The sequence below is a fragment of the Enterococcus sp. AZ179 genome (assembly GCF_050498885.1).
In the GTDB taxonomy this organism is placed as follows: domain Bacteria; phylum Bacillota; class Bacilli; order Lactobacillales; family Enterococcaceae; genus Enterococcus_D; species Enterococcus_D entomosocium.
Genome location: NZ_JBMHEO010000001.1, coordinates 2,954,190 through 2,967,663, shown reverse-complemented (window position 1 = coordinate 2,967,663; position 13,474 = coordinate 2,954,190). Strand labels below are relative to the sequence as shown.

General features: G+C 44.0%; 11 protein-coding genes. 3 read left to right on the top strand and 8 right to left on the bottom strand.

The genetic code is table 11. The features are described 5' to 3' along the window. Nucleotide 1: 1 nt before the first annotated feature. The 7 genes from IGI88_RS13860 to IGI88_RS13830 form a co-directional block, all read right to left on the bottom strand. Nucleotides 2–889, bottom strand: a complete 888-nt coding sequence (locus IGI88_RS13860; RefSeq protein ID WP_005235175.1) for an SDR family oxidoreductase — start codon at nt 887–889, stop codon at nt 2–4. Between the two features lie 245 nt (nt 890–1,134). After that, on the bottom strand, nt 1,135–2,835 hold the full coding sequence (locus tag IGI88_RS13855; protein WP_142971680.1) for a DUF4091 domain-containing protein: 1,701 nt from the start codon (nt 2,833–2,835) through the stop codon (nt 1,135–1,137). Nucleotides 2,836–2,837: 2 nt separating this feature from the next. Continuing rightward, nucleotides 2,838–3,809 carry an alpha/beta hydrolase gene (locus tag IGI88_RS13850; protein ID WP_429960677.1) on the bottom strand — a complete coding sequence of 324 codons (972 nt, stop codon included), beginning with the start codon at nt 3,807–3,809 and terminating at the stop codon, nt 2,838–2,840. Between the two features lie 3 nt (nt 3,810–3,812). Then, the gene (locus IGI88_RS13845) at nt 3,813–5,177 is read right to left on the bottom strand and encodes a glycoside hydrolase family 1 protein (protein ID WP_061054303.1); all 1,365 of its coding nucleotides are present in this window, start codon (nt 5,175–5,177) and stop codon (nt 3,813–3,815) included. After that, nucleotides 5,170–6,075: an ROK family protein gene (locus tag IGI88_RS13840; protein WP_061054304.1), complete on the bottom strand. Its 906-nt coding sequence runs from the start codon at nt 6,073–6,075 to the stop codon at nt 5,170–5,172. Before IGI88_RS13840 ends, IGI88_RS13845 begins: the two co-directional genes overlap by 8 nt. Nucleotides 6,076–6,084: 9 nt before the next feature. Continuing rightward, nucleotides 6,085–7,437, bottom strand: coding sequence for a PTS sugar transporter subunit IIC (locus IGI88_RS13835; RefSeq protein ID WP_144330551.1), 1,353 nt, complete (start codon nt 7,435–7,437; stop codon nt 6,085–6,087). A gap of 19 nt (nt 7,438–7,456) precedes the next feature. Further along, a complete protein-coding gene (locus IGI88_RS13830; RefSeq protein WP_429960676.1) occupies nt 7,457–9,658 on the bottom strand; it encodes a glycoside hydrolase family 3 N-terminal domain-containing protein in 2,202 nt (733 codons plus the stop codon). Between the two features lie 100 nt (nt 9,659–9,758). Between IGI88_RS13830 and IGI88_RS13825 the strand changes: the two genes are divergently transcribed. From IGI88_RS13825 to IGI88_RS13815, 3 genes are all read left to right on the top strand, one after another. Continuing rightward, nucleotides 9,759–10,994, top strand: a complete 1,236-nt coding sequence (locus tag IGI88_RS13825; RefSeq protein WP_429960675.1) for a helix-turn-helix domain-containing protein — start codon at nt 9,759–9,761, stop codon at nt 10,992–10,994. Between the two features lie 106 nt (nt 10,995–11,100). Next, nucleotides 11,101–11,358: a hypothetical protein gene (locus tag IGI88_RS13820; protein ID WP_005235163.1), complete on the top strand. Its 258-nt coding sequence runs from the start codon at nt 11,101–11,103 to the stop codon at nt 11,356–11,358. 346 nt (nt 11,359–11,704) lie between these two features. Then, the gene (locus tag IGI88_RS13815; RefSeq protein WP_016613442.1) at nt 11,705–11,890 is read left to right on the top strand and encodes a hypothetical protein; all 186 of its coding nucleotides are present in this window, start codon (nt 11,705–11,707) and stop codon (nt 11,888–11,890) included. Nucleotides 11,891–11,940: 50 nt separating this feature from the next. Here the strand turns inward: IGI88_RS13815 and IGI88_RS13810 are convergent, their stop codons facing one another. Then, nucleotides 11,941–13,410, bottom strand: coding sequence for a glycoside hydrolase family 1 protein (locus tag IGI88_RS13810; RefSeq protein WP_086299326.1), 1,470 nt, complete (start codon nt 13,408–13,410; stop codon nt 11,941–11,943). Nucleotides 13,411–13,474 lie beyond the last annotated feature (64 nt).

Genomic DNA, 13,474 nt, shown 5'->3' with positions numbered 1-13,474 from the left:
TTTAAGCGAAGAAGCTACCGCCAGTTACACTGTAAACTTGACCAGTTACATAACTTGCTTCATCAGAGGCTAAGAAAACATAGACTGGTGCTAATTCGACTGGTTGTCCAGCACGTTTCATCAGTTCTTTTTGACCAAATTCTGGAATCGCAGATTGTGGCTGTCCACCCGAAATTTGAAGTGGTGTCCAGATTGGACCAGGAGCCACCGTATTGACCCGAATGCCTTTTTCACTTAATTGAGCAGCTAGCCCTTTACTAAAGGAAGTAATAGCACCTTTCGTGGCTGCATAGTCTAAAAGATGGGCACTAGGCTCCGCACTTTGGATCGAAGTGGTCGTGATGATGCTCCCACCAGCTGGCAGATAATCCAACGCTTCTTGGACTGTCCAATACATCGAGATGATATTCGTTGTAAAGGTATCTTGAATTTGTTGTGTAGTCAACTCTTTGATGTCCTTCACCGCTTGTTGCATCCCAGCATTTAGAACCAACGTATCTAACCCGCCTAATTCTTTGGCTGCTTCATGAACCAATTGACGAGCGAAAGTTTCATCTTTCAAGTCTCCTGGGATCAAAACTGCTTTGCGTCCAGCTTTTTCAATGACTGCTTTGACTTCTTGCGCGTCTTCTTCTTCAAAAGGAAGATAGTTGATTGCAACATCGGCGCCTTCTTTGGCAAAAGCAATCGCTGCTGCTCGACCAATACCAGAATCACCACCGGTCACTAATGCTTTGCGTCCAGCTAATTTGCCTGAACCTGCGTAGCTTTCTTCCCCGCAATCAGGTACTGGCTGCATCTTTCCTTGAATTGCCGGTGCTTCTTGCACCTGTTTTTCAAATTTGCCATCATAATACTTCGTTAACGGATTGTTGATTTTTTCTGACATGCTCGTTTCCTCCTTGATTATTTCTACTTCTATTTGTCATCGTTTGTTATGACCTTACTTAAAAGTGTAAAGGAAGATGGAGGGAATGAAAAACGAAACGCTCACCAGAAAAAAAGCATCTGTAAGAAAACAGATGCCTAGTAAAACGAAAAAGCTGCGTGAATCAGTAGTGAAAACGCCCACAGGTATCTCACTATTCTTCTGGAAAATCGTAGTGAAATTTCTGGGTGCAGTGTTTGATTTTGCTACTTTTCTAGCAGTTCGAGGAGGGCCCGATGAAAGGCCTCCATCTCCTCCGCGGTCTGTAGAAAAACATCGGGATGACTGTGATGGCTGTCGATCATCCAGTGTTTCGTGTCTGTAACTTTAAGAAAATCTGCTACTACGGCGTCGGTTTGCTGCGGTTGTGCAGCTTGAGCGGTCTTCAAGAGATAGAAATCTTCAATCCCCCGCTGTAGTTGTTTATACCTTAGGGACAACAATAAATGTCCGTGATTGCCAGGATAGACGAAACAAAGATCACCGATCGGTAGTGAGCTCGTATTGTACCGAATATCGGACCGAGCATGTTCTGGCCAGCAATTGTAGGCCCAACGCAGAAAGCCGTCTGTTTTGAACTGATACGATAAGATTCCTTGCATTCGCGTCTCTAACAGGGGACTATGCAAAAAGGTATTTGGTTTGTCGGGATAATTGCAGACATAGTACTGCATCTTGCCCGGATGGCTTTGTGCTAGTGTTTCGTAATGGTTGCAAGTACAGTAATAGGAAGTCACAGGATGATCGATCACTGGCAGCAGCTCAAATAACACGTCTTCTTTATCAAAAGCAGCTTTGATCTGGATCGACGGATCAATTTCTTTTAAAACAGCTAACGAGGCTCGGAAACTGTCGATTTGATGTTTCTTCGGTTCGTCAGAAACGATGCGAACCTTCTCCCACAGATTCTTTCCTTTAAAATAATCAAATACTTGGCGTAGATACTCCTGCAACTCAGCTTTTTGATTAATAAAGCCAAAGGCGCCTTTCCCCTCATCATAAAAGCGAATCACCAATTTTTCTGGATGGTCCAAGTTGACTAACGGAAAAAATGGCGGTTCCCAGACCCCTAATAAACCAAACACATCAATTTCATCTTTGATGCCCGCAGCAAAAAAACAATCAAGGTAACGTGTCAGCACAGAAAAATCGCAGGAAAGTTCTCCGTCTGGTGTCTTTTTGACCTTTACCATCGAATACTCATATAAATTGGCGGGATAATCTTTGACGATGTAATTGAACCAGCCCTTCCAAGGGATCTCTCCGGCGATCACTGTGATCGCTTTTTGTCCGATCACAGCGAGACTCTCAGCCATTTCCTTGATCAAGTCAAAGTGGGCATCGCTCCATAACGGAACGTCAAAGGTGCGAGCCAAATTGCTGGGCTGCTGCCACATATTTAAGTGGAACGTCTCTAAATAATCTTTTGGAAAAGTAAAAGCGTCCACTTCAATCGTTAGGTTCTTTTCTAACAAGCACTCCTCTTGGCTAGTCAAGTGTGCCCGATAGACCTTGATTTTCACGGGATAAACTTTCGGTTTGATCGTCTCATCGATCTGCCACTCCAAATAAAGTGGTGCAAAGCGATCGCCAGGATAGGTTTTGGCAGTTCGTTCAAGTAATTTATCGGCGTACGCCAATTCCTGCTGACCGACATAATAGTCGACGAATTGCGCTTTGACCGGCAATTCGCTAAAAATCTCAACGCGTATCATGGGAATCTCGATTTCATCGGGGATCGAAAACTCGTCGCCAATAATATAATGATTGCGGTTGCCATCGTGCAGCAGCAACTGACAAGCAGCAGTACTGTTACGAACAGCTGATAACTGTTCAATCGCTTGTGGCTCTTGGGTGATCAATTCTGTTGAAGCCTTATAGCTTTCATGGACCAGGATTGCTTTCATTTTTACTCTTCCTTTCTAGGATCAATCAGCTGCAAAACAAGCGCTTGATAAGAAACATTCTCAAAAGCTTCTGGCATGATCGTTAGTAGTTGCTGCAAGCTGATGTTTTTTACGATTTTTAAGCGGCTTTTGTCTGCCCATGATGGAAAAGCCTGCAACAGCAAGCGTTTGTTTTCACCTGACTCGAGTAATGCCCGAATTGGCCACTGCCCTAAATCAGGAAACAAAGCTGGCTGGGCAACTTTATCTGCCCAGTTCAACTCTAGCCATTCGACGCATTCATCAAACCAACGGGCAAAACGTGGATCAACCATTTCTTTACGATTACCGAAGCGTTCGGTCGCCAAAGAAAGACCGTGACGTCCTTTTTGGAAAATATGACTTTCAAAGGGAACCTCGTGATCTTCTAGGGCCTGCAGATACGCCAATGAATTTTCGATAGGAACGACATTGTCTTCAAAGGTTGAAAACAAAAAGGTGGGCGGCGTATCTTTTGTGACACATTCCTCTAATGAAGGGGCATCGATCTTCATCACAGTAGCAAATGAAGACAATATCGCTGGGTAGCCTAAAATACATAAGCTCGGTTTCATTGAGGAGAGTGTTGATAACGCCGCTGCCAAATGGCCGCCGGCAGAAAAGCCGATCACAGCGATTTTTTCGGCATCGATTCCCCATTCACTTGCAAGTTCTCGGATTTTAGTAATCGCTTTTTCTGCATCTGCTAAGGAATGGCTGAAACTGCGATGTGTCCCTACATGATAGCGTAAGACCCCGGCGTGAAAGCCTTGGGCAGCAAAATTTAAGGCAATTGGCTCAGCTTCCCGCTCACTGCAAAAGGAGTAGCCGCCACCGGGAATCACCAAGACAAACGGACGATCGCCCTCCCGTTCATACTCGGCTTTTTCCTCATGCAGGTACACTGTCAAACCGGCTTGCGCTTCTGGATCAAATAGATATTCCTGAAAAAACATCGCTTACTCTCCTAACCCGTTTTTATCGATAACGTTTTGATACCAATAAAAACTATCTTTCTTGTATCGCGCCAAGTCCAACAGCTGATCGTCCGTACGATTGACATAGATAAACCCGTACCGTTTAGCGATGCCTTCGTGAGTACTGACGAGATCAATGGCACTCCACGGGCAATAGCCGATCACATCGACACCGTCTTCGATCGCCAATGCCATCTGTTTTATGTGCTGCTGCAAGTAGTCGATGCGATAATCATCGTGGATTTTACCATCAGTTGTCAAAACATCCTTGGCACCGATGCCGTTTTCCGTGATCAAAAGAGGCAGACGATAACGGGAATAGATTTCGTTCAACGTAAAGCGAAAGCCTTCTGGATCAATAGGCCAACCGAATTCAGTCATGGGCAAATGGGTGTTTTCTACTACTTGGAAAAAGCCAGGAATCCCGAAACCAGACTGTTGATCGAGTTTTGTCTCTTTTTGAAAATAGCTGCTGACGGTCATCGTATTATAATAATTCAATGCGATGTAATCACATGTTCCAGCTGCCAAAATCTTTCGATCTGCTTCAGTGACTGTCGGTGCTGCACCAATCGTCTCTAACAAATGCCATGCGTTATGGTTGTATGTGCCGAAAACAGCCGCATCTAGGAATAACCAATTTCTCAGCGCACTCATAGAAAGAGCTGCCAGCTGATCGGCTGGTTTTTCAGAAGCTGGATAGACACTGGCGATATTCGGTGCTGGGCCAATCTTGCCGCTAAAATTACCGGCATGAAACTGTTGGGTCACCAATGCTTGGGCCACTAGCATATGGTGATTTTCTTGAAATTTTTCTTTCATGGATTTTTGACTCGTACCAATGACCGAACCAGCAAGTGCCATCACATTTTGCTCGTTGATGGTTTGCCATAGCGGTACTTGATGACCAAAGTTTTCGAACAGTACTTGGCAGTAATCAGCAAATGCTTGGATCGTCTCTCGGTTTTCCCACCCACCTTGCTTCGCGATCGCAACGGGCAGGTCAAAATGGAAAACGGTGACGATCGGTTGAATCTCGTTTTCTAGTAGCAGATCGATCAGTTTTTGATAAAACGCCAATCCTGCTGGGTTGACCTGACCATCGGGCATGACTCGACTCCATGATATGGAAAAACGATAGGCTTTTAACCCTAATTCTTTAAACAATTTCACATCTTCTTCATATCGGTGATAGTGATCTGATGCTACTTTAAAATTAGTGGTCCCTTGCGGAATCTCTTTGATATCTTGCACTGAGGGACCTTTGCCGTCTTCTGCCCATGCGCCCTCTACTTGATAAGCACTAGTGGATGCTCCCCACAAAAATGCTTCCGGAAATTTACTCATCCCACGGTTCCTCCTTGGCTGCGCCGATCAAATTGGCGTCCGCTTGAAAATAAGCGGCTTGGATCGCAACTGGCTGCAGCGTTTTCTCAATGATTGGTGCGGTTTTAAAAATAGTTTGATAGCTGCTAGCTATGGCTTCGATCAAGCGTGGCTGACGGCTGATCCCGCCACCGATAACGATTTTCTCCAGAGCTAAAAGACACTGAAGATCGAAACACAAGACAGCGACTTCTTTGGTATAAGTTAAAAATAAAGCCTCTGCCTCAGGATCAGCAGTTTTCGTAAGGGTATCAAAGACCAAAGGACCATCAGGCGCGATAGCCATACTAGCAGCCAAACGCTCAATTAATCCGACAGCCGAAAGACCGATCCCCACAAAAGAGTCCGCGCCTCTCATTTGTCGGTCACGAATCATAAAACTGACTTCACCAGCTTGTCCATGATGCCCACGATAGAGTTTTCCATTGAGACAAAGACCAACTCCCACGCCGGTTCCTAAAATGATCGCCGCACCATTTTGGATCCCTTGCAGATTGCCGGCTTTCATTTCCCCTAGCGCGGCGGCTTTTGCGTCGTTTTCGACAGTAACCTCTGTCACCATGCCATCGCTTAACTGGCAGATCAATTCTGGCAAATTTACCCCATCAAGGTATGGCAAGGCACCACCAAAGAAGACCGTCCCTGTTTCATTAACTGAACCAGGGACTGCGATAGCCACTTTCGTGAAAGAAACTTGACGGGCATAGCTTTGGAGGATCGTTTTGATAGTTTCACTAAATGCCGCCAGCGTTGCCGGGGTGGGAAAACTTCGTCCGTCGGTGACTTCATTGTTTTCAACCCATCCCGTTTTGATGTGCGTCCCACCGATATCAATTCCTAAATAAACCAAATGTGCCACTTCCTTTGTTTACGCTTGAATTTCTTCCACGACTTTTTCTGTCATTTTTGCTGCTTCACTTGCTTGCTTTTTTTCAGCAGCCATTTCTAATTCGTACTCTTTTTTATCCGCAATTTTTAGAAACGGATACCACATAACAATACCGATCAGCATACAGATGATCATTAAGATCGTGTAGTTAAGCCCTCCTGAAAAGGGCATTTTGATAAAAGTCGGTGTGGTCCATGGCAATAGACTCATGGTTGGATTCAAGCTGATTGGGAGGATCGTTGTTGCCAATCCCCAGGTCACAAAGCCAGCGATCAATTGTGTAAAGACTTGCGGAATAAAGAACAACGGATTCAAAATAATCGGCATCCCGAACATGATTGGCTCTGTGATGTTAAAGATCGACGGGATAAACGACAATTTTCCTAATTGTTTCATTTTTGCCGATTTGCTGCGGATCATAAAGAAGGTCACAAAGCCCATGAAGCCAGCAGCATACATGCCCATATAAATCACTGAAGGAATCAGATAAGGCAGCGCTTGTCCTTGTTGGTAAGCGGCAATATTTGAAACGACCATGGTCATACTAATCGCCCCGAGCGGTCCTTGTAAAACTGCATTATGAATTCCGAAAAACCATAAAACAGCTAATAATTCCATAATGATGATGATCGATAGCGGGCTAGCAACTAAGGAGTTCAACGGCGCATTGATCACATCGATAAAGAATTGGAAAATCGAGCCGGATGAAGTAAACCCAAACAAGACGCGTATGACAAAGACGACGACAAAAATAATCGTGACCACAAACACTGGTGCTAAGGATTGGGTTACCATTGGGGGAACACTATCCGGTAGCTTGATCATAATATTTTTTCTTGATAAGAAAGCATAGAAACGTGTCACCAATAAAGCGGTCAGCATGCCGATAAACAGTCCTTGTCCGCCTAAGAAATCAAGCTTCAAAGCTCCAATCGTTTGTTCCACTGCTTGACCATCTTGCATGACAGTCGTTGCAACGGTTTGAGGCATCAACATAATGAAACTAGCTAAAGAAATAATCGCTGAATTGCGTTCATTGCTTCCTAATTGTTTTGCGTAAGAATACGCCAAACTGTATACAACATACAAGGCAAAAACGCCAGTTGCTCCGTTGGTGATCGCTTCAACATGCTGGAAGATGCCAATTTTCGTCAAATAGTCCGTCCAACCAGGAATCGGAAAATTTCCAATGATCGTGATAAACGCAATTCCTAAAGTGATGGGACTTGTTCGAATAAACCCCTCCATCAAAGCGGCCAATACTTTGTTTTGTTGTAATTTTTGTGACATTGGTAATAGTTTGCTACTTAAAAATGCTTCTAATTTTTCCATTCTTTCTCACTCCTTTAGTTTAGATCGTTACACTAAGCATCGTTTCTTTTTGATCGATCCGCATTAGGAATCGATAAGTACCTTTGGTTATGTGTTTCTTCCCTTGATTGTCATAGAAAACAAGTTCTGAAAACGGCAGTGACAATCTGCGCTCTTTTTCTTCTTGGGGCGCGAATGAGATGAGGTCACTCGCAATTAATTGGCGACTTGGACGAACCATTGCCGCTGGACGCTGCATGAGATAAAGTTGGATGACGGTTTCTGCAGCTATTGCCGATTGGTTTTTCACTCGATAAGCCAAATGGATTGTCTCGCTAGATACTTCACTACCAAGCCATTCACCAGTAAACGAACTGTAACTAAGACCTGTTCCGAATGCGAATAAGGGTTCATTTGATTCATCTCGGTATTTTGACAAAAAGCGATCAGAATGCTCACTATCTGTCAAAGGTCTGCCCGTTGGCAGTTGGGCACTGTATAGTGGGATCTGTCCTTCACTCCGAGGAAAGGTCATCGCCAGTTTTGCTGTCGGAGAAGCCTGCCCACTCAGCAGATTGCCGATTCCGATCCCGCCCATCGTTCCCGGATACCAAACCAGCAACAGACTATCAAATAATGCTTCCACTTGCGTTAAGACTAACGGTCTGCCAGTGTAAAGCACGCCAATCAAAGGCTTGCCAGTCTTTTTCAACGCTTGGATCAAACGAATTTGTTTCAATGGCAGCTGCAAATGAGCTTTTGATGCCCCTTCGCCGCTCTCCAAAAACTGCTCTCCAAAAGTCAAGACGATAACTTCGGCGGCTTCGGCGGCTTCCATGGCTTCCAAAAGCAACTGATCTTCTGGTTCGATCGGTCCATTCAGCTGTTCGATCCCGGCTTTTAAAGGACCAAATTGCTCATACGAGTCGAATAGATTGTATCCACGAGCAAAGATCAAGTTTTCGGGTGCGAAATGCTGCAGCAAACCGGTTTTTAAAGGAATCGTGTCTTGTGGCTTGCCGCTGACTGACGCCCAAAAACCTAAGGTCAACCGGCTTTCTCCATAAGGACCGATCACAGCGACGGTTTGGTCCTTTTTCAAAGGTAAGCTGCCCTCATTTTTTAACAGCACACAGCTTTTTTCTACTAGCTTAACGGCTAGCTCTTTGGCTTCATCCGACAAAACTTCTCCCGTCTGTTGCGTTTTCAACCCTCGATAAGGGTCTTCAAACAGTCCTAGTTGATTTTTTAATACCAGAATACGCCAAACTGCTTCGTCTAATAAAGCCGCGAGTTCAGGTTGCTTGATCAGTTCTGGTAAGTAAGTTGCATAGACCGATGTCATCATATCAAAATCAACGCCCGCTTCCAAACCTTTCTGAGCGGCCTCCCGTTCATCTTTGGCAAAGCCATGAGGGACCAATTCTTTGATGGCCGCATGATCGGAGACCAATACCCCATCAAAACCGAATCGTTCGCGCAAAATCTCTCGGTTCAGCCAGCGGCTACCCGTTGCAGGTTCACCATTCAATAGGTTGAAGGCCGTCATCACTAGCAGTGCTTGGGCTTCGATCGCCGCTTGATAGGGTTGCAAATATTCATTGAATAAGCGCTGATTCGACATATCGACCGTATTGTATTCTCTGCCTGCTTCGGGTGCACCATAACCAGCAAAATGTTTGATGCAAGCAGCAACGTGATTGTCTGCCACTCCTTTATCAAGATTGCCTTGGTAACCGGTCACGACGCTTTTAGCAAAACGTTTGGCAGTATAAACATCTTCTCCTGGCGACTCCATCACCCGCCCCCAGCGAGGATCGCGAACAAGATCCAGCATGGGTGAAAAGATCACATGAAGGCCATTTTGGTAACATTCTTTGGCGGTCATCCCAGCGGCTTGCTCGATCAGGTCAAAATCATAAGAACCTGCTTGCGCAAGGGGGATCGGAAAAATCGTCCGAAACCCGTAGATGACATCAGACATAAACAGCATGGGAATCTTAAGTCGGCTGTGTGCCAACGTTTCCCTTTGTAACTGAATCAATTTTTGATGATCATTGACATTATAGATTGAACCAATCTCATGAATCTTCAACGATTTGGGAAGTCCAAGATCTTGCATCGGTCCCGTAGACATCACCTCATTTTCAATGACTAAACTGCCATTCAATTGAATCGTCTGAGCGATTTTTTCTTCTGGCGTCAATTGCTGAAACAATTCTTTCAATTTTTTACTATCCATGTTTGCTCCTTCCTGTAACCGTTTTATTTATCTGAATTATAAAAAGAATCCTTCCTTAGATATACTAAAAAAATATTGTTTATAATAAAATATTTATTGAATGCGAAAAAATTTACGTTATACTAAAAGAAAAAACAATGTTTGGACTTTGAGGTGTCTTATGAACAAAACAACACTGACGACCGCCATGGATCTGCTGTATCGAAAATATTTGATCCCGATGATCCTCTTGGATCAAGAAGGAACTCCTTTGTATCCCCCACTCACCTTAACAGCCCAGAATCCTCTGAAACACTATTTGGAAGAAACGAACGGCCCAGTTGCAAATCTCTATCATTTCGGCAAATATATGCTTGGTTGCTTTGCATTTCAGTTAGCTGGAAAAACCTGTTATATGGTCATCGGCCCCTGTGGTGTGATTGGTACACCAGATACGTCTTACCTGTTTCTTGAACATGAATACCACTACAATGTGCACTATTCCAAAGAAGACAAATACTCCTTTGAAGAATACATCCAGCTGCTTTATACGCTGTTTGCGGAGCAGCCGTTGGCAAAAGACCAAATCCATTGGCATTACCAAACTGAATCCCACGACCGATCCATGCAAACAGATCTTAGCTTGGAAACCAATCTTTATGAACGCCGTGTGCATGAAGCTACCTTTGATTCCTATCATTTTGAATTGCGCTATCTTGACTACATCAAACGAAACGAGCCGGAAAAAGTAGTTTGGGTATTTAACAAAATGAAAGAGACCTACAGTGTTTCCCTTTCCCCTCATGAACTTGAAGGCTTAAAACTAAAGTTTTCGGCCTTTGTCGCTGTCGTGACCCGCATGAGCATTGATGAAGGAGTACCAGTCAACCAAGCATTCGGCTTATCTGATTCCTTGATCCAAGGTCTGGTTTATATTCATTCTGCCGAGGAGTGCCTCCGCTATATCAAAGAAGCCACCTACCGCTTTATGGAGCTTCTGCATAGCTATCCGCTGGCGCAAAAATCGCTGTTGGTCAAGACGATCGTTAATTATGTCGACAGCCATCTCTATGAAAAAGTGACCATTGATGATCTCGCAGCCATCACTCAAAAACACAAGACCCATCTGTGCAATCAATTCAAAAAAGAAATGAACAAAACGATCCACAGTTACATTCAGGAACGAAAAATCAGTGAAGCCAAGCATTTATTGTTGTTCACAGACTATTCCTACGAAAAAATCAGCACCCAATTAGCCTTTGCCAATCAGAGCCATTTTATTCGCAATTTCAAAGCAGTGACGGGGCAAACACCAAAAGAATTTAAAGAGCAGCATTACGCCCATGCTTTAAGTTGAAAACACACGCTTCAAAAAAATACACAATTGCAATGGCTATCATTTTTAATAACAAGCGTTGTAAGCTATCCTTTTACTCAAATCAATTTGAATGAGGAGAGATAAAATGATCCAACTTGCTCGCTTGATCTTTTGGGTACCAGTCATCTTTTTTTCGTTAGGATTGATCATCGTAACGAAACGATTGCCGCGTTTCACATGGGTTTCCTTATCCATCACGGTTTCTTTAGTGATCTTTGTTTGTAAGATTTTAGAGTATTCCTATACGATGCCTGACATGCAGCTAACTTTCTATTTTATGGGTTTCTTGATTTCGGCTAGTCTTCTTTGTTTTATTTTCTACTTGAGGATCAGAAAACGGTGAATGACAGTGGCGGGTTTTCCACGTAAATTAGTCAGGTCCCCAGTAACTAGGGACCAATAGCTTCATCAAATACACGGGTTTCTTCCTATCTTTTTAAAGAACTCCCCTCCCCTGAAAAGGGGCTTTTTTATTGCTAGTTCTGATTCTAACCTCAAGCTTACTGTGTTACTCTAGAAAGATTCGAATCAAAATACAAGGATGTGCCACTCGTTTTTCTCCCCCCTTCCTGCACACAATCGTTATTCCATGAGCTCCTTGCCTTTTTAACGAACTAAATATATAATGAATTTGCAAAATAATAACACGAAAGAACAAATCATCAATCCTCATAAAAGGAGCTTGCCCTATGAACTGGCTGACCTTTGTCGTCCAACCACTGACCCTGTTGTTTTTTCTTACAGTATTCTCTCTTGTCTATTTGATGCCCGAAGCCGTTGTGCCTAAGCCCAAAATGAAAAAATGGGCGTTGACTGTTTCATTGATCTTTCTAGCATGGCAGCTGCTAACCCCCTTTCTCTTCTTTTTTTACTGAGCACAACAAAAAAGCGGCTCTCTTTTTTGAGAGCCGCTTTGGTTTATTTTTTAATCCTGTAACAAACTACCGCCATTGGTAGCAATGACTTCTTTGTACCAGTAAAAACTATCTTTACGGGAACGGTCAAAGCTACCGTTTCCTTCATCATCCGCGTCTACATAGACAAAGCCGTAGCGTTTCGACATTTCTGACGTTGAAGCCGAAACTAAGTCGGTACAACCCCAAGGCGTATAGCCCATCAATTCCACACCATCTTCGATCGCTTCATACATTTGTTCGATATGCGCTTTCAAATAATCGATTCGATAGCTGTCATGGATCGAACCATCCTCTTCCACCGTATCCAAGGCACCTAAGCCGTTTTCAACGATAAACAATGGTACTTGGTAGCGGTCGTACAAGTTATTCAAAGTCACACGCAAGCCGATTGGATCGATTTGCCACCCCCAGTCAGAGGCTTCCAAGTATGGGTTTGATTCGCCTAAAGAAAAGTTGCCGGCCGTTGCTTCGCCGCCTTCTTCAGGATTGTGGCGGGCAATAGAACTCATGTAGTAAGAAAAGGACATGAAGTCGACAGGGTATTGCGCAAGAATGTCTAAATCGCCATCTTCGAAGGTCACTTCGATGCCGTTTTCTTTAAAGAAGCGCTTCGTATACGCTGGATACTTCCCACGAACTTGGACATCAGAGAAGAAGAGATTCTCGTGGTCACGCTTGATTTCTTCCATCACATCTGCTGGATTTGGTGTAGCTGGGTAGGCTTGCATCCGTGCCAACATCATCCCTACTTTGATATCAGGATTGATTTCGTGGGCAAATTTTGTTGCTAAACTAGAAGCCACAAATTGATGATGCACAGCTTGATACATGTCAGAAAGGTTTTGCGTGCCATCTTCGGATAACAAGGCACCGCCAACATAGCCAGAGATCCCCATGATATTGATTTCATTGAAGGTCAACCAATATTTGACTTTGTCTTTGTAGCGGGTCAACACAGTTTCTGCGTATTTGACGAACAAATCGATCACTTGGCGATTTTTCCAGCCGCCATAGTTTAACGCGATCCCGATAGGTGTTTCGTAGTGAGAGAGGGTCACTAAGGGTTCGATCCCGTATTTTGCACACTCATCAAACACGTTGTCATAAAATTGCAAGCCTTCTTCATTTGGCTGAACATCGTCACCATTTGGAAAAATTCTTGACCAAGCGATGGACAGACGGAACGTTTTAAAGCCCATCTCTGCGTACAAGGCGATATCTTCTTTGTAACGATGGTAGAAATCTGATCCCCAACGTTTTGGATACAAGCCTTCTTTGTCATTTAAGGCAAACAAGACTTTTTCCCGAGTCATTGGTGCAGCAAATTCTGCCATGTTTTTGCGGTCTTCTGGTTTGACAGCGATCGCCGTATCGGATGTCGCTGGGCCACGTCCGCCTTCGTTCCATGCTCCTTCAAATTGGTTGGCTGCAGTGGCGCCGCCCCATAAAAAGCCTTCTGGAAATTGTTTTTCTGTCATGATTAGCCTACTTTCTTTTTCTTTATTGATCGACACATCGGATCAGCAAGAAAGCATTCTTACT